Origin of the sequence: Olleya sp. ITB9 (assembly GCF_001315805.1) — a bacterium.
Taxonomy (GTDB): Bacteria; Bacteroidota; Bacteroidia; order Flavobacteriales; family Flavobacteriaceae; genus Olleya; species Olleya sediminilitoris.
In genome coordinates, this window is the sequence record NZ_BCBW01000033.1 from 1 (window position 1) to 18436 (window position 18436).

An 18436-nucleotide genomic window follows, 5' to 3' on the forward strand; every position below is an offset into this window, starting at 1 on the left:
ATATAAAATATCAAATCAATCATATGAAATAGTNAAGNNTCTTTTTTATTATTTAGCTTTCCATTTTATTGGTAAATGGACAACTTTCTTGGTTTCAAAAAAGTCTTCTTCATAAAAATCAGAAATATTATAAATAGTAGTTGTTTGATAATCTTTTAACTCTTCTGTTAAATCTCCACCTTTAAGATAAAGAATTCCATTTTTCAAGTCATTTTGTTGTGTCTTGGCCACTTTACCTTTTATCCAATGCACAAAAGTTGGCATTGCAGCAACTGCACGACTTATAATAAAGTCGTAAGTTTCTTTAATTTCTTCAACACGACTATGAGTCACTTTTACATTTTGCAATTCTAAACCTGTAACTACCTCACGTACTACATTCAATTTTTTATTGATACTATCTACCAAATGAAACTCACATTCAGGATATAAAATAGCCAAAGGGATACCAGGAAACCCTCCTCCTGTACCAACATCCATCATAGAGCTTCCGCTTTTAAAATCCATGACTTTAGCAATTGCCAAAGAGTGTAAAACGTGTCTTAAATACAACTCGTCAATATCTTTTCTTGACACCACATTAATTTTCAAATTCCAATCTTGATATAAAGCTTCAAGCTTTGTAAATTGTTCAATCTGTAATGGTGTTAAATCAGGAAAATACTTTAAAATCAGCTCCATAATCTTATATAATTTTCGGCAAAAATATGCATTTTAACATAAAAAAAGGAGCTTCTGTTTTGCTTAATTAATTATCTTTGTTAACAAATATTATTTGACGATTTTTTTCGTTACAATAAAAAAGAATACAATTACAATGACAAAGCAAACAGTAACATTCTCACGAATAGACTCTGCAAAATTTTTTAAAACACTAAACAAACGTGTTAACAATTACTTTAAAGAGAACAACATAAAAAAAACAGGAAACTGGAAATTATACATCAAAGCAATAGTAATGTTCACCCTATTATTAGGCCCATTAGCGCTATTATTGTCAGTTAATTTACCTGCTTGGCTATTAATTATATGCGTTATGATTATAGGCGTAGGTATGGCTGGTGTTGGTATGAATGTAATGCATGATGCAAATCATGGGTCTTTTTCTAGTAAAAAATGGGTTAACAGATTAATGGGTAGTAGTATCCATATTTTAGCAGGAAACGATTACAACTGGAAAGTACAACACAATGTTTTACACCATACCTATACTAATATTGAAGGTCATGATGAAGACATTGATGCAGGACGAATCATTAGATTTTCTAAGCATTCAAAATGGTTAAAAATCCATCAATACCAAAAATATTATGCTTTTTTACTTTATGGTTTACTAACGGTAAATTGGGCAATTACAACAGATTTCAAACAAACCTACAACTACTTAAAAAGAAAATTATCTTATGGAGATTTTCCTAAGCCAGCTACACAATGGACCAAATTAATTATTGGTAAAATATTGTATTATGCTATTTGGGTTGTTTTACCTTTATCTTTAGGATATACTTGGTGGCAAGTTTTAATTGGATTTTTAATCATGCATTACACTGCAGGAATAATTTTAAGTGTTGTCTTTCAATTAGCACATGTTATGCCAAATACTGACATGCCAATTCCTGATGAAAACGGAAACATGAAAAATACTTGGGCTATTCACCAATTATTTACAACTTCTAACTTTTCGCCTAAAAACTGGTTAGTAGAGTTTTACACAGGAGGATTAAACAGACAAGTTGAGCATCACTTATTTGCACATATTAGCCATGTACATTACAAACACATCGCTAAAATTGTAAAAGAAACAGCTCATGAATTTAGCTTACCATATAACGAATACAAAACTATGTGGAAAGCAATCTCTGAACACTACAACCAACTTAAAGTTTTAGGACAAAACCCTAACTTAGCTTAATTAATTTCTTTATTAAAAAAATACTATACATTTATGAGCCAATCACTTTCTAACCGTATTTTAAACATGTCCACTTCTGCCACTTTAGCTATGGCAGCAAAAGCCAGAGAACTTAGAGGCGAAGGCAAAGATATTATTGGTTTAAGTTTAGGAGAGCCTGATTTTAATACACCAGATTTTATTAAAAACGCAGCAATCCAAGCTATAAATGATGATTACAACTCATACACTCCAGTTGATGGGTATCAAGAATTAAAAGAAGCTATTATTACTAAATTTAAACGTGATAATAAATTAACATACACTTTACCACAAATTGTTGTTTCTACAGGAGCTAAGCAAAGTTTAGCAAACGTTGCAGCAGTAATGCTTAATGAAGGAGACGAGGTTATTTTACCATGTCCTTATTGGGTTAGTTATTCTGATATTGTAAAGCTAAACGATGGAGTCCCTGTTGAAGTTAAAACGAGTATTGACACAGACTTTAAAATGACACCTGCTCAGTTAGAAGCTGCTATTACACCAAAGACAAAAATGTTATGGTTTAGTAGTCCTTGTAACCCAAGTGGATCTTTATATAGCGAAAAAGAATTAGAGGCTTTAGCCGAAGTTTTAAAAAAACACCCAAACATTTATGTAGTTTCTGACGAAATTTATGAACACATAAATTACACAGGAAAGCCACACGCAAGTATGGCTAATGTAGAAGGTATGTTTGACAACACCATAACTGTAAACGGAGTATCAAAAGCTTTTGCTATGACTGGTTGGCGAATTGGTTACATTGGTGCACCAGATTGGATAGCACGTGCGTGTAACAAAATGCAAGGTCAGGTGACAAGTGGTGCAAACTGTATTGCACAACGTGCTGTTATTACTGCTTTAAATGCTGAACCTACTGTTGTAAAGTTCATGATTGACGAATTTAAAGTACGTCGTGATTTAGTCTTAGATTTATTAAGCGACATTGAAGGTTTTAATACAAACACACCAGAAGGTGCATTTTATGTTTTTCCTGATGTATCTCATTTTTTTGGAAAGACTTTAAAAGGAAAAACCATTAACAACGCTACAGATTTCTCTTTATTTCTATTAGAAGAAGCTTTAGTTGCTACTGTAACTGGTGACGCTTTTGGTAATCCAAACTGTATAAGAATAAGCTATGCAGCTTCACAAAAAGAAATTAAAGAAGCTATAAAACGAATTAAAGAAGCAGTTAGCTAACTGTAACTTTAGAACACAAAAAAGCCTTACATAATTTATGTAAGGCTTTTTTTTATGCAAAATATATTAATGTACCAAACATAACAAAAACGACTATTGCTAATAATATAATTTGTTTTATACGTCTTTGCTTATGTTCCTTTTGAAGCTTATGTCGTAATAATAATATTGAAGCTTCAGAAATTTCAGGTAAATTGTACTCTGTTTTCTCAGTAGAATTAGTAACAAAACTAAAAGATTTCTCTTTACGTTTTGCTAGCATATTCCTATTGCTTTTAAGTGACTGGTTTGCAGCCATCATTGATCCTTCTCCTCCCATGATTAAAATATTTTTTATTCTGAAAAACTTCAGACATTAAACTTTATAACCTTCAGATTTTAGTATTCAATTCTAAAATCGAAAAATTACCTCATAAAAAAAGCTGCTTTACCTATAAGTAGCAGCTTTATTGTAAAAGTTACATATAAAAAATTAAATTATAATTACTATATTGACCTGAAAATGAACAAGATGTCGCTATTAACAAGAAAAAACTCACTTATATTAACATTTACCATAATTATAAATTTTGCCTGCATAGCTCAAAATGAAACTAATAATTGGTATTTTGGAGATTACGCTGGAATTAATTTTAACAATGGAGAGCTATCGCAATTGAACGACGGCAACATGTCTACAGTTGCTGGATGTTCCAGCATATCTAATAGTGATGGTCAATTACTGTTTTACACAAACGGACAGACTGTTTGGAATAAAAATCATGAAGTAATGACTAATGGTAACGATTTAAACGCTGAGGTTGAGAATAATCAATCAACTATTATCATTCCTGACCCAAGTGACATTAATAACTATTACATTTTAACTACCAGATTAGATGAGGCCTATTCTGGTATTTTTTATTCTAAAGTTGTATTTAATGCACAACACCCTCTTGGCCATATATTTACTAAAAACAGAAGATTAACAACTAGTTCTACACAACGCATCACAGCTGTTTACTCTCCTCAAGACAATACTTATAAGGCTGTGGGCTTAGGCAAAATAGGAAGCCCTTCAGAAACAACATTTAATGCTTTATTTGTAATTAATGTCGGGACTATAGTAAATGCTCCCAATAATAATATCACTTTAGAAAACACCATTTTACTAGAAGAAACTTTTTACAGCACTTTAGGTACTATAAAATTTTCTCCTAATGGACAATTAATTGCAATCGGTGATAGTAGTTCCAACTCCAATGTATATATATACGATTTTCATCATTCTTCTAACTCCGTAACATTTCAACAAAGCTTTAATGCTGGATATCTTTTTAATCCAATTCCTATTGAAGGTCTTGAATTTTCTGCAGATTCAGAATTTCTTTACATTACAGGAAACACATACGTTGCTTATCTTCATAAATACATCATTAATTCCCCTACACCTTACATCAATGAAAAAATTTTAATAGCAACTTCGGAAGATATTGAATTTGGTGCATTACAATTGGCTAGTGACTCTAAAATTTACATGGCTAATTACCTTTCTGACATACCTTATAATGTAAACAGTATTGGTGTAATAAATAATCCAGAAGATGAAATCGTTAACTTTAATCCCTCTAGTATTGAATTAACAAATTCAGCAAGTGCAAAAGGACTACCTAATTTTGTTACTTCTTACTTTAAAAATAGAATAATTGCTAAAAACGATTGTTTCTATGATTCAATAAATTTTTCTTTAGATGCTTACGACACAATCACTGACGCTTACTGGGAGTTCGGAGATGGTAACACTGCTAACGGCTTAAACATTTCTCATCAATACGTAGAATCTGGGACGTATATTGTACGAGCACTTATTACAATTGGAAATAATCAAATAGAGCTTTTCAAAAAAATTAAAGCTTATCCAATAGCTGAACTTACAGATGATTACTACTTATCACAATGCGACATTAACAATGACGGAATTTCATCATTTAATTTATTTGAGGTATATAATGGCCTACAAAATGACATTAGGGATGATTATCAATTTCAATTTTATTACACACAACAAGACGCAATAAATCAAACCAACATCATTGATAATCCAGATTATTTTACAAATTCATCAAATCCTCAACAGATTTTTGTTAACATTACTACAGAACTTGGGTGTATCAATACAGACTCTTTCTTTATCGAAGTACTGAGCCAAAATGTAGTTATCCTTGACCCATACATTGTGTGTGATAATTCCAATGAAATTTTTGAAGATCAAATTGGTAGGTTTAATTTAGCAAATAAATTAGAAGAATTAAATCTATTTTTTAATATTGAAGATGATGAGTACATAAGATTTTATAGAACTGAGGAAGATGCATTATCTAATACAAATCCTTTATATTTTCAATATGACACGGACACTACTACATTATGGATTGTTGTTAGAAAAGAAAATGGCGATTGCGGAACAATTGCTACAATGGATTTAATTGTAAATCAAGCTTTAGACCTAGATATTGATGATAATTACCAGCTATGTGAATTAGAACCTAACCCTATATTAGACGGAGGAGGTGATAACGATACTTGGAGTTGGTACGATAGCACAAACGGGGTATTATTATCAAATCAACGCCTTTTTGAATTGATAAATCCTGGAGTTTATGAAATAGTAGTTACAAAATTAGAAAATGACTTGCTATGTACTAGAAGTAAAACGTTTGAAGTTTTAGCACCTATAATACCTGTGTTTGAATCTATAGATATTGAAGGTACAAACCTCGAGATTTCAATTAATGGAAATAGCCAATATGAATTTTCTTTAAACAATCAAGATTTCTTTGGCCAATCTACTGCTTTTACATTTTATGATGTAACTCCAGGTGTCATTGAAATTTTTGTAAGAGATATAAATAATTGTGAACAATCCATACAAACAGAAATATCTTTTATTCATTATCCAAAGTTCTTTACACCAAATAATGATGGCAACAATGACATGTGGATAGTTTATGGTATTAACGATAATTTATATAAAAAAGCCGAAGTGACAATTTATGATAGGTTTGGAAAAATACTTTATGTTTTTACTTTAAAAACAATTCATCAAGGCTGGAGAGGAGAATATAATAATGTCCTACTACCAAATTCTGACTATTGGTTTAAAGCACAATTAATAGATCAAAACGACAGAATGATTCAAAAATCTGGTCATTTCACCTTAAAAAGGTAATTTCAAAATTTAATATAGATTTAATCATCTATTTCTCCAGAAAAAAGGTGTTAATAAAATCAAGACTGTAAACAACTCTAAACGACCAATTAACATCAAAAATGCAGACCACCATTTACCAATAGCAGGAAGTGACGCATAGTTATTTACTGGACCAAACTGACCTAAAGCAGGACCAACATTTCCTAAACTTGAGGCAGCGATACCAACAGAAGACTCATAATTAATTCCCATCATAGAAAAGCCTAATGCACCAATAATAAAAGCAATCATATACAATATGAAAAACCCTAAAATATTAAATACAATCTCTTTAGAAATAGCTTTTTTATTATATCTAACAGGTACAATTGCATTTGGGTGAAGGGTACGCTTAAATTCTAAGAAACCGTTTTTAATCAAAACTAAATGACGGACCACTTTTACACCTCCTGCTGTACTACCAGCTGAACCTCCTAAAAACATCAACCCGAAGAAGAATACTACTAAAAATGGAGTCCATAAAGTATAGTCTGCTGTAACAAATCCTGTAGTTGTAATTACAGATAACACTTGAAACAAGGAATGTCTAAAAGCACTTTCACCTGCTCCCCAAACCATTGGATGGTCAATTGTAGACAAGGTTAAATCTGCTCTAAAATAAATTATCAATGCAGCTATTACAGTAAAAATAGCGACAAACTTAAAGTATAATTTAAACTCTTCATCTTGAATTACTTTTTGTACTTTACCTTTAAAAGCAAAGTAACTTAATACAAAGTTAGAGCCTGCTAAAAACATAAAAAAGATAATGATATACTGTATAATTGGCTTGTTATTCCAGTAGGCAACACTAGCATTTTTAGTAGAAAAACCTCCAGTGGACAACGTACACATCGAGTGGTTTACTGCGTCAAAAAAGCTCATTCCTGCTACTTTAAGCAAAATAGTTTCAGCAGCTGTATAACCAAAGTAAATTAACCATAATCGTTTTGCTGTATCTGTAATACGAGGATGCAATTTATCTGCACTTGGTCCTGGTGCTTCAGCAGCAAATAATTGCATACCACCAATCCCTAATAAAGGTAGGATAGCAACTGCTAATACAATAATACCCATACCTCCAATCCAATGTGTTAAGCTTCGCCAGAATAAAACACCTTTTGGCACAATTTCAATATCATTTAAAATTGAAGCTCCTGTGGTAGTAAAACCTGACATGGTTTCAAAAAAAGCGTTAGTAAAATTAGGTATTGCTCCTGATGCTAAATAAGGTATTGCACCAGAAATAGACATTACAATCCAACCAAAAGACACGACAATGTATCCTTCTCGCTTATTCATCTCTTTGTTATGATTGCGATGGTGATACATACCTATAAGTCCCAAAATTAAAATCCCAGTACCTGAAGACAGTAATTGCAAAGTAACACCATCTTTATAAAAAAAACTTACTAAGGCTGATAACAGAATAAAACCTCCATTAAAAACCAATAATAGTCCAAAAAAATAAAAAATTATTTTGTAGTTAAGGCGTAGTCCTTTTCCCATTATAAAAATAGTTTTTCAACTTCTTTAATAGATCTTGGCAAGCAACAAACTACAATGTAGTCTCCTTCTTCAATCCTAAAATCACCTAAAGCAATAATACCTTTTTCTCCTCTAATTACACCTCCAACAATTGCGGAACGCGGAAATTTAACATCCTTTATTAACTTATTGCAAATCTTAGAAGTCGCTTTAACCCTAAACTCTAGAAGCTCTGCATTCATGTTATTAAGTTTAGTCATTGCTACGACTTCACCTTTACGAATGTATCTAAATATATTGTTTGCTGCTAATAGCTTTTTATTAATCAAAGTATCAATACCTATGGATTGTGATAACTCAAAATAATCCATGTTTTCAACTAAAGCGATTGTTTTTTTAACGCCTTTCGATTTAGCTACCAAACACGACATTATATTGGTTTCAGAATTACCAGTAACCGAAATAAACGCATCCATTTCGCCTATATTCTCTTCGTCTAACAACTCGACATTACGTCCATCACCATTAATGACAAGCACCTTTGGCAAATCGTCTGCTAAATCAAAAGCGGCATCTTTATTATTTTCTATTAACTTAACATTAAAACCGTTTGCAGATAAGTCTCGTGCAGTTTTATAACCAATTTTACTACCTCCTAAAATCATCACATCCTTAACAGGAGTATTAGTTTTTCCGGTCATTTTACACAACTCATCTCCTCCACTTGCACAGGTAATAAATACAACATTATCACCTTCTCTAAATTGTGTATCTCCTCTTGGTATAATTGTATACTGTGTCCCAAAACGCTGAATAGCAATTGGCACAAAATGAATTTCTGAAAATAATTGAGCTGCCTCTTTTACGGTTTTACCAACAAAACCAGCAGTTCTAGTTAGGTTTAAACTAACCATAGTTAATGCACCTCCTTCAAACTCGTAACTATCTTTAAAAGCAGATTGATTTAAAAGTAATTCAATCTCTGAAGCTGCTAAACTTTCAGGTGAAATTAGTTCATCAATACCAAATCTGGTAAAACCAACTTCATCTTTGTGCTTAATAAACTCAGTATTTGATATTCTAGCTATTGTACGTTTAGCTCCTAGTTGTTTGGCTAAAACGCAAACCGTAATATTTGTAGTCTCTGATGCTGTAACACCAATTAACAAGTCTGCACGATCTATTTTTGCTTCCTTTAGAATAGCTATAGATGTTGCATCACCTTTTATTACTTTGATATCTAAATGGTTATCTGCGTAGGATAGACTGTCTCTATGTGTATCAATAAGTGTAATTTCTTGAGACTCGTAAGACAATAATTTTGCTAAATGAAATCCAACTTCACCAGCTCCAGCAATAATTATTTTCATATTATTTATAAATATAGGGAATACAAAGGTACTTAATTTAAATATTTAAGTGTCAATTATTTATTCTTTTGAAGTTTTATAGACTATTCTGAATGCATTATCTTTGTAAAAAAATTGATTTTGACAAAAGTAAATCCCTACAAAAATAGCGACTTAGGCAAAAAAGAACAGGTTACTAAAATGTTTGACACCATTTCTGGTGAATATGATGGCTTAAACCGAGTAATCTCTTTTGGTATTGATATTAAATGGAGAAAAAAGGTAGTTGCTTTAGTTAAGGCTACTAATCCTAAAAATGTATTAGACATTGCAACTGGAACTGGTGATTTAGCAATTAATTTAGCCGAAACTAGTGCTGAAAAAATTATTGGTCTTGATATTAGTAGTGGAATGCTGGAAGTTGGAAAGCAGAAAATAAAAACCAAAAAACTAGATCAAAAAATTGAAATGGTTATTGGTGATTCTGAAAACCTTCCGTTTGATGACAATACTTTTGATGCTATTACTGTAGCATTTGGTGTTAGAAATTTTGAAACTTTGGAAAATGGTTTAAAAGATATTTTACGAGTTTTAAAACCTGGTGGGATATTTGTTATTTTAGAAACTTCTGTACCAACTAAGTTTCCTTTTAAACAAGGCTATCAATTTCATTCTAAAGTCATTTTACCAACCGTTGGAAAACTGTTTTCTAAAGACAAAACTGCTTATAAATATTTAAGCGAAAGTGCTAATGCATTTCCTTATGGAGAAGCTTTAAACAATATTTTAAGAAAAATTGGGTTTATTAATGTTACAGATATGCCTCAAACATTTGGTGTAGCTACAATTTACAAAGCATCAAAACAATAATGACTACAAAACATATTTACCTTTTTGCAATTGCACTTTTAATTGCAAATGTGTCTCAAGCCCAATTATTTTCTAAAGAAAAAATTAAAAACCTTGAAACTGTTGATAAAGCAAAACTAAGTTGGGGTTATTACCTTGGATTTAATAATTTAGATTTTAAATTTGATTATAACCAAAACCTTGGAGATATTCAAACAGAACGTACCGTTGGGTTTAATGTTGGATTACTTGGTAATATACGTCTTAACGATTATTTTGACCTTAGATTTGAACCAGGTTTAGTAATCTCTCAACGTAATTTAAATTACCAAGAAAATTATTTTGATGGTTTTGAAGACGACGTTTCAGATTCTGATTTATTACGTGAAGTTAAATCTACCTATGTCTATTTTCCTTTGCTATTAAAGATTTCTACTAAACGTGTTAACAACATCAAGCCTTTTATTTTAACAGGAGTCTCTACAGCTATTAACTTATCTAGTAACGAGAAAAATCCTGACGACAATTATTCTGGTGCTTTTAGAATGGTTAAAAACATGCAGTTTTTTGAACTTGGTATTGGTATTGATTTTTATTTGGACCGTTTTAAATTTACACCTTCGCTTAGAGGTGTTTTTGCAATGAAAGACGAATTAATAAGAGATCAAGACCCAAACAGCCCATGGACAGGTAACATCACACAAATGCAAACAAGAGGTTTTTTTATAAATTTTACTGTACAGTAAATTTACCCTCTTCTAAATTCACTTAATAAAATAGCACCTGCAGTAGCAACGTTTAAACTTTCTGTAGCTTGTAAGTCCCCAAATCGTGGAATACTAATTTTATCTGTTACAGAAGCTTCAATAGTTTTTGATATTCCGTTTGCTTCGTTTCCTAATATTAAAACTCCTGCTTTAGGCAAGTTTGATTGATAAACATTTTGACCATCCATAAAAGCACCAAACACAGGTAAAGTGGTCTCTTTTAAAAACAAGTCTAAATCTGTATATGTAATATTGACGCGTTTTAAAGATCCCATGGTGGCTTGAACAACTTTAGGGTTGTAACAATCTACAGTCTCTGAACTACAAACAAGGTTTTTAACACCAAACCAATCACACAGCCTTATAATTGTCCCTAAATTTCCTGGATCTCTCACAGCATCCAAAGCAACAATCAATTCGTTACCAATTTCTGCTTTTGAAATAGGGATTTTAAAAATAGCCAAAGCAGTATTTGGAGTCGTTAAACAACTTATTTTTTTAAGTTCTACTGCAGTGATTAAAGTTTCGTTATCAACATTAAAAGTTTCGGTAGTAAATAAATCCACCAAACTAAACGACGAGTCTAAAAACTCACGTATGACTTTAACGCCTTCAGCAATAAATAAACCTTCCTGTTGTCTATATTTTTTCTGCTTTAAGCGCGTTATACTTTTGATTTGATTTTTAGAAATCACAATATTTAAAATTTTTATAAAGAAAATGAAAAATTTGCAGTTAGCATTTGTGTGTTTCTATTTATTTAAAATTACTTTATTAATTAAATAGTGTATTTTTGAATACAAAGTCAATTTCAGGCATAAAATTTGCATTAAACACCCGAAACAGTTACATATCTCTTGAAAAATTATCAGTTTAAAGTTGTCCTTTTAGTAGTATTAACTTGCTTGTTAAATGCATGTGATACGGTTAAACGTGTAGCCAAAGACCAGCACCTTCTTACAAAAAACACATTAACTATTAACAATCAAAAAGTAACTAATGATACCATTTCAAATTTATTGTATCAAAAGCCAAATACAAGATTACCAATACCATACACCAACATACCTTTAAGACTATATTTTTACAACACTGCACGTCCAAATATAGATTCTATTTTAAATGCCGAATATTATAGTCAACCAGATAAGATGGAGCGTAAATCCAAATTTTTATCTAGAAAACAATTAGAAAAAAGGTTAGAATCTAAAGCCAACTTTAATAAATGGATCAAACGCACAGGTGAAGCTCCTGTAATTGTTGATACAGCTTTAACTAATAAATCTATAACTAAAATAGAAAACTACTACAAAGTAAATGGATGGTTTAATGCTAAAGCCGATTATAAGATAACAAGAGGTGATGACAAAAAAGCAACCATAGACTACTTAATATCAACAGGTAAACCATACATGCTAGACACACTTGACGTTACTATTGGATCTCCTGAAGTAGAAAAAATATACAACCAACACAAAGAAAAAAGTTTACTTAAACAAGGTAAGCAATACCGTATTTCAAATGTTTATGGAGAGGAAGACAGAATTGTTGATTTAATGAGAAACAATGGTGTTTACCACTTTAGCCAAGATTATGTAAGTTTTGTTGGTGATAGTATTTTGGGTAACCATAAACTAAATATAACCACAGTAATTGAAGACAAACTTGTCAGAGAAGATGAAATTTCTAGAAGAGAAAAGTTTAAAATTTTTAAAGTTAAAGATGTAAACATTTTTACTAATAGCTCATACAAAGACCGAAACGTACCAACAAGTGACACGACTAGCTACGATGGTTATAACATTTACAGTATTGGTAAACTTAAATACAAACCTAGAGCTTTAACTAATGCTGTGTTTATTACACCAAATACTATTTTTAAAGACAAAAACAGACCACTGACATCAAGAAAAATTAGTGATTTACGCACCTTTAAATACCCTAATATTGATTATATTGAAAATCCAGATACAACACTTACTGCAAATATCTATCTAACACCTTTACAGAAATTTGAATTAGAGTTTAGTACCGAAGCCATGCAAAGTAACATCCAAACTATCGGATTTTCAATAAACCCTAGTTTATTAATAAGAAATGTATTTAATGCAGCTGAAACTCTAGAAATTTCTGGATTCACTTCTATTGGAGCGTCAAAAGATAGTAATAATGATAACGATCAATTTTTTGATATTAACGAGCTTGGTGCTAATCTAAAACTAACAATCCCAAGACTATTCTCTCCTTTTAATACCGAAAAAATAATACCTAAATTCATGTTTCCGTCTACCAGCTTAACAGTAGCTGCTACTAGTCAGACTAATATTGGGTTGGATAAACAGAGTTTTACTGGATCTTTCAATTACAAATGGTATCCAAACAATACAGTCACAAATAAGTTAGATTTGTTTAATATTCAGTTTGTAAAAAACCTAAATACAGCAAACTACTTTAATGTATACAATACCTCTTATGAATCCTTAAACTCAATTGCCCAAACAAGCGGATTTATAGATGATACCGAAGATTTGAGTATCCCAACAGGAGCAAATACTTTTTTAAGTCAAGTCGCAAACGGAAGTTACAATTCTATATTATCTACAGACGATTTAGACACAGCAAACGCAATTAACGAACGTAAACAAAGACTAACCGAAGACAACCTTATTTTCGCAACTAATTTTAGCTACGTAAAAGACAGACGCGACAACTTAGCTGACGAGGATTTTTCAATTTTCAGAGCAAGATTCGAGTTAGCAGGAAACTTATTTGCTCTAACATCTAGAGCGTTAGGATTAGAAAAAAATGAAGATGGAAAATATGAAATGTTTAATGTTGCTTTTTCTCAATACGCAAAAACAGAGCTTGACTATATTAAACACTGGAAGCTAGGTTACAAAAACGTATTAGCTATCAGAACATTTTTTGGTATTGCAGTACCTTATGGCAACTCAACAAACATACCATTTTCTAAAAGTTTCTTTGCAGGTGGAGCCAATGATAACAGAGCATGGTCTGCCTATAACCTTGGACCTGGAAGCTTACAAACTAGTAACGAGTTTAATGAAGCTAACTTAAAAATAGCCTTAAGTGCAGAACAACGTTTTAATTTATTTGGCGCTTTAAACGGAGCCTTTTTTATTGATGCAGGAAATATCTGGAATGTTTTTGATGACATAGAACAAGACGAAGCTACTTTTTCTGGCATCGATAGCCTAAAGGACATAGCAGTAGGTTCTGGTTTTGGATTACGTTATGATTTTAACTTTTTTGTATTACGTGGTGATATAGGTTTTAAAACCTATGATCCGTCCTATACTTTAGGCAACAGATGGTTTAAAGACTACAACTTTGCTAATGCAGTATACAACATAGGTATCAACTATCCTTTCTAAATAAAACACCTAATTTGCTATAACGTTTGCGTGCTTTTATTGTTAAAAAGGCAATAAAACATAGCATTTTTTTACTACTTTTGAGGTATATACAAATACAACTAAATACATACAAAATGGCTCATAATATAAAACCAGGAGTTGCAACCGGAAAAGAAGTACAAGAAATTTTTAAACTTGCAAAAGAAAAAGGATTTGCATTACCAGCAGTTAATGTTATTGGATCAGACACTATAAATGGTGTTTTAGAGACAGCAGCAGCATTAAATGCACCAGTAATCATTCAGTTTTCAAATGGTGGAGCACAATTTAACGCAGGAAAAGGACTAAGTAACGAAGATCAAAAAGCAGCAATAGCAGGATCTATAGCAGGAGCAAAACACGTACACTTAATGGCAGAAGCCTATGGTGTACCAGTAATTTTACACACAGACCACTGTGCTAAAAAATTATTACCTTGGATTGACGGTTTACTAGACGCAAGTGAACAACACTTTAAAGAAACAGGAAAATCATTATATAGCTCACACATGATTGATTTAAGTGAAGAGCCACTTGAAGAAAACATAGAAATCTGTAAACAATACCTAGCCAGAATGAGCAAAATGGGTATGACCTTAGAGATCGAACTTGGTATTACAGGAGGAGAAGAAGACGGAGTAGACAATAGTGATGTAGACGAGTCTAAATTATACACACAACCAGAAGAAGTAGCCTATGCCTATGAAGAGCTTAGCAAAGTAAGCGACCAATTTACAATAGCAGCTGCATTTGGTAACGTACACGGTGTTTACAAACCAGGAAACGTAAAATTAACACCAAAAATATTAAAAAACTCTCAAGAGTTTTTATCACAAAAACACAACTTACCACACAACCATATTGACTTTGTATTTCACGGTGGATCAGGATCAACCTTAGAAGAAATTAGAGAAGCAATAGGTTACGGAGTTATAAAAATGAACATAGATACAGACATGCAATACGCATTCATGTCAGGAGTTAGAGATTACATGGCAGAAAAAACAGACTACCTACAATCACAAATTGGTAGTCCAGATGGACCAGAATCTCCAAACAAAAAATACTACGATCCACGTGTTTGGTTACGTAAAGGAGAACAAACATTTGTAGAGCGTCTTAAAAAAGCATTTGAAGACCTAAACAACGTAGACACACTATAAAACAATTTTGGCGTTACCCAAGGGTCGGGCTTTTCGTTATATCTTTTTTGAAAAAAAACAAAAAAGGATGCCACTACAATCCCTAACGCAAGCCAAGAACATTATATAAAATAAAATTTCGTTTAAACCTAGTATGTATAGGACTTAAACGGAATTTTTTTATACCTCAAAAGCAACAAATAACAGATAGCCACTACAATTTTTGAGTTTCAGTAATAAAAAATGTAATTTTGTACACTTGCAAAAGCAAACTAAACTAACAAAAAATATAGATTATTAGAAAACATCTAAAAATCTTAATCCCAAAATAGTAAATCAATATGGCTTGGTTTAAAAGAAAAGAAAAAGGAATACAAACCGCTACCGAAGAGAAAAAAGACATCCCAAAAGGACTGTGGTATAAATCTCCAACCGGAAAAATAGTAGACTCAAAAGAACTAGAAAAAAACTTTTACGTAAGTCCAGAAGACGGTTACCACGTAAGAATAGGAAGTAAAGAATATTTTGAAATATTATTTGACGATAATAAATTTAAAGAGCTAGACGCAAACCTAACCTCAAAAGATCCATTAAAGTTTGAGGATACAAAAAAATATCCAGACCGTTTAAAAGCTGCAGAAAATAAAACAAACCTAAAAGACGCTGTACGCTGTGCAGTAGGTAAATCTAAAGGAAAAGATTTAGTTATTGCTTGTATGGATTTTGCTTTTATTGGAGGATCTATGGGAAGTGTTGTTGGAGAAAAAATAGCACGTGCTGCAGAATATTCATTAGAACATAAATTACCATTAATGGTCATCTCTAAATCTGGAGGAGCTCGTATGATGGAAGCAGCATTATCATTAATGCAATTAGCAAAAACATCAGCAAGATTAGGACAACTAGCAGACGCAGGTATACCTTACATATCATTAGCAACAGACCCAACTACAGGTGGTACGACAGCATCATTTGCAATGCTAGGTGATATTAACATTTCAGAACCAGGCGCATTAATTGGTTTTGCAGGACCACGTGTTGTACGTGATACTACTGGACAAGAATTACCAGAAGGCTTTCAAACGTCTGAGTTTTTATTAGAACATGGTTTTCTAGATTTTATTACTCATCGTAAAGAACTAAAAAACAAGGTAAATCAATATATAGATTTGATTACCAATCAGCCATTAAGAGCATAAATCAAAAAAGCCTTACTTTAAAAAGTAAGGCTTTTTTATTATTTAGCATCTCTAATCTCTTTATCTAAATGGTCTAAAAATAAAATACCGTTTAAGTGATCTATTTCATGCTGAAAAATAACAGAAGTAAAATCTGAAATATCTTCCGTTACATGCTGATTATCCATAGTATCATATTCAATTGTAATAACTTTAGATCTTGAGTTTAAGGTTTCAGCACGATTAGGTATAGATAAGCAACCCTCTCTCCTAGTTTGCTTTTCTTCGGAATAATTAATTATTTTTGGATTTAAATACACCTCAAAAGGTGTATCGTCTTTATCAAAACGTTGTACCCAAATAATATTTTTCAAAATACCTACTTGTGGTGCAGCTATACCAACACCCATTGACATACTGTCTCTAACAGTAGCATATAAACGTTGTGTAAACTGTTTTAAAACGGTATCATTTACATCAGGTTTAACATAAGTGCTTTTTTTTCTCAATAATACGGAATCTTGTTTAGCATTAATTTTAAAAACACGCATTGGTTTACTAGCGTCTGCATTAAGTATTAAACTAGTTTGTTTTGCTGTAAAGTTCTGAGTCAACTTATTGTTATTATGTGTTGCACAACTACAAAAAAATATTAGTAACACAATAGAAGTATATATATGGAATTTCATTTAATTAAGTTTATAACATAAATATTAAAATGACGTTAGCAATCTTAACATTCAGCATTTTTAAAATGAACAGAAAACGTTGTTCCCTGATCTACTTTACTATCTACTTCAATACAACCTCCTAAAGCTTCAACATGATTACGTGTAATAAATAATCCTAAACCAACAGCATCTTTATGTCTATGAAAGGTTTTGTACATTTCAAATAGTTTTTCGCCATATTTATCTAAATCAATACCAAGTCCATTATCAGATATATCTAAAATAACACAATCTCCTTTTAACCTTGAAGACATACTAACTTTTAGTTTTCTTTTTTTAGACGCATATTTAATAGCATTAGTTAAAAAATTTAAAATAATACTATCTAAATAAGCTGGTATTGCTTTTATGTTATGATTTGGATTGATATTATTAACAATAGTAGCCTCAATACGTTTAGCTAATGCCTTTACATTATACATAGCTTGATTAGCATAACTATTCACGTTTAAAGCTTCAATTTCGTTTAACTCTAAAGATTTAATCTTAGCTATTTTAGATAAATGTGAAACAGTATCTCCTAAATTAGACACAGACTCCTTTAAAAACACAAAGTCTTCAATATCATCTAAATCATTTGCTTCTTCTTCTAAAAAAGAGACTAAAGTCGTCAAATTAGTAGCATGGGTTTTTAAATTATGTGTAATAATATCTGCAAAATTAGATAGTCTATTTTTTTGCTTTTCAGCAACAGCTAGCATTAACTCCAACTTTTCGTCATTACTTTTTCGTTCTGTAATATCTGATATTTGAGAAATAAAATAAAGAGGTTTTTGGTCATCACTTCTAACTAAAGACACACTTAATTTACACCAAACAATATGCCCTTTGTTATGAAAATAACGCTTTTCCATACTATAGTCATCTATAGAACCAGCCAATAACGCTTGCATTTGACTTAAATCTAACTCTAAATCATCTTTGTGCGTGAGTTCTCTAAAGGTCATTTCGTACAATTCACTTTCAGTATAGCCTAAAATATCAGCAACACTTTTATTTACTTTAATCCACTCACCTGATAGACTAACAATAGCAATACCTTCTTTAGCAAAAGAAAATATATTTTCAAATAGCTTGTCTTTTTCTAGTTCTAGAGACAGGTTTTGTAACATACAAAATTGATTTATAGCGCAATAAATATATGACCTCTT

The 18436-nt window shown here is 31.5% G+C and carries 15 protein-coding genes; 8 read left to right on the forward strand and 7 right to left on the reverse strand.

The genetic code is table 11. From position 1 onward, the window contains the following. Window positions 1-48: 48 nt before the first annotated feature. Window positions 49-681, reverse strand: a complete 633-nt coding sequence (gene rsmG, locus ITB9_RS08940) for a 16S rRNA (guanine(527)-N(7))-methyltransferase RsmG (RefSeq protein ID WP_054851953.1) — start codon at window positions 679-681, stop codon at window positions 49-51. 136 nt (window positions 682-817) lie between these two features. Here rsmG and ITB9_RS08945 point away from each other — a divergent pair, with 136 nt between their 5' ends. Continuing rightward, on the forward strand, window positions 818-1912 hold the full coding sequence (locus ITB9_RS08945; RefSeq protein WP_054851954.1) for an acyl-CoA desaturase: 1095 nt from the start codon (window positions 818-820) through the stop codon (window positions 1910-1912). 33 nt (window positions 1913-1945) lie between these two features. Continuing rightward, window positions 1946-3136, forward strand: a complete 1191-nt coding sequence (locus tag ITB9_RS08950) for a pyridoxal phosphate-dependent aminotransferase (RefSeq protein ID WP_028289056.1) — start codon at window positions 1946-1948, stop codon at window positions 3134-3136. 52 nt (window positions 3137-3188) lie between these two features. Here ITB9_RS08950 and ITB9_RS08955 read toward each other — a convergent pair whose 3' ends face one another. Continuing rightward, entirely contained in the window at window positions 3189-3455 is a 267-nt protein-coding gene (locus ITB9_RS08955) for a hypothetical protein (protein ID WP_054851955.1), read from the reverse strand. A 192-nt stretch (window positions 3456-3647) separates the two neighbouring features. On the opposite strand from ITB9_RS08955, the gene ITB9_RS08960 reads away from it, so the two are divergent. Then, window positions 3648-6344 carry a T9SS type B sorting domain-containing protein gene (locus tag ITB9_RS08960; protein ID WP_054851956.1) on the forward strand — a complete coding sequence of 899 codons (2697 nt, stop codon included), beginning with the start codon at window positions 3648-3650 and terminating at the stop codon, window positions 6342-6344. Window positions 6345-6368: 24 nt separating this feature from the next. Here the strand turns inward: ITB9_RS08960 and ITB9_RS08965 are convergent, their stop codons facing one another. Together ITB9_RS08965 and trkA are read right to left on the reverse strand one after the other, a co-directional pair. Beyond that, a complete protein-coding gene (locus ITB9_RS08965) occupies window positions 6369-7874 on the reverse strand; it encodes a TrkH family potassium uptake protein (RefSeq protein ID WP_028289058.1) in 1506 nt (501 codons plus the stop codon). Further along, window positions 7874-9223 (reverse strand): Trk system potassium transporter TrkA, encoded by a 1350-nt coding sequence (trkA, locus tag ITB9_RS08970; protein WP_054851957.1) that lies wholly within the window; start codon window positions 9221-9223, stop codon window positions 7874-7876. Before trkA ends, ITB9_RS08965 begins: the two co-directional genes overlap by 1 nt. Window positions 9224-9343: 120 nt before the next feature. Between trkA and ubiE the strand changes: the two genes are divergently transcribed. Both ubiE and ITB9_RS08980 read left to right on the forward strand, forming a co-directional pair. Continuing rightward, complete coding sequence (gene ubiE, locus ITB9_RS08975; protein WP_028289060.1) at window positions 9344-10072, forward strand: bifunctional demethylmenaquinone methyltransferase/2-methoxy-6-polyprenyl-1,4-benzoquinol methylase UbiE; 729 nt, start codon at window positions 9344-9346, stop codon at window positions 10070-10072. Then, window positions 10072-10797: a porin family protein gene (locus tag ITB9_RS08980; protein ID WP_054851958.1), complete on the forward strand. Its 726-nt coding sequence runs from the start codon at window positions 10072-10074 to the stop codon at window positions 10795-10797. Before ubiE ends, ITB9_RS08980 begins: the two co-directional genes overlap by 1 nt. 2 nt (window positions 10798-10799) lie before the next feature. On the opposite strand, the gene ITB9_RS08985 is transcribed toward ITB9_RS08980, so the two are convergent. Beyond that, a complete protein-coding gene (locus ITB9_RS08985) occupies window positions 10800-11513 on the reverse strand; it encodes an RNA methyltransferase (protein WP_054851959.1) in 714 nt (237 codons plus the stop codon). 162 nt (window positions 11514-11675) lie between these two features. Here ITB9_RS08985 and ITB9_RS08990 point away from each other — a divergent pair, with 162 nt between their 5' ends. From ITB9_RS08990 to accD, 3 genes are all read left to right on the forward strand, one after another. Next, window positions 11676-14213: a BamA/TamA family outer membrane protein gene (locus ITB9_RS08990; RefSeq protein WP_054851960.1), complete on the forward strand. Its 2538-nt coding sequence runs from the start codon at window positions 11676-11678 to the stop codon at window positions 14211-14213. A gap of 116 nt (window positions 14214-14329) precedes the next feature. Beyond that, complete coding sequence (fbaA, locus tag ITB9_RS08995) at window positions 14330-15397, forward strand: class II fructose-bisphosphate aldolase (RefSeq protein WP_054851961.1); 1068 nt, start codon at window positions 14330-14332, stop codon at window positions 15395-15397. A gap of 320 nt (window positions 15398-15717) precedes the next feature. After that, window positions 15718-16575: an acetyl-CoA carboxylase, carboxyltransferase subunit beta gene (gene accD / locus ITB9_RS09000; protein ID WP_028606562.1), complete on the forward strand. Its 858-nt coding sequence runs from the start codon at window positions 15718-15720 to the stop codon at window positions 16573-16575. Between the two features lie 38 nt (window positions 16576-16613). Here the strand turns inward: accD and def are convergent, their stop codons facing one another. Next, on the reverse strand, window positions 16614-17243 hold the full coding sequence (def, locus tag ITB9_RS09005) for a peptide deformylase (protein ID WP_054851962.1): 630 nt from the start codon (window positions 17241-17243) through the stop codon (window positions 16614-16616). Between the two features lie 44 nt (window positions 17244-17287). After that, window positions 17288-18397 carry a PAS domain S-box protein gene (locus tag ITB9_RS09010; RefSeq protein WP_054851963.1) on the reverse strand — a complete coding sequence of 370 codons (1110 nt, stop codon included), beginning with the start codon at window positions 18395-18397 and terminating at the stop codon, window positions 17288-17290. Window positions 18398-18436 lie beyond the last annotated feature (39 nt).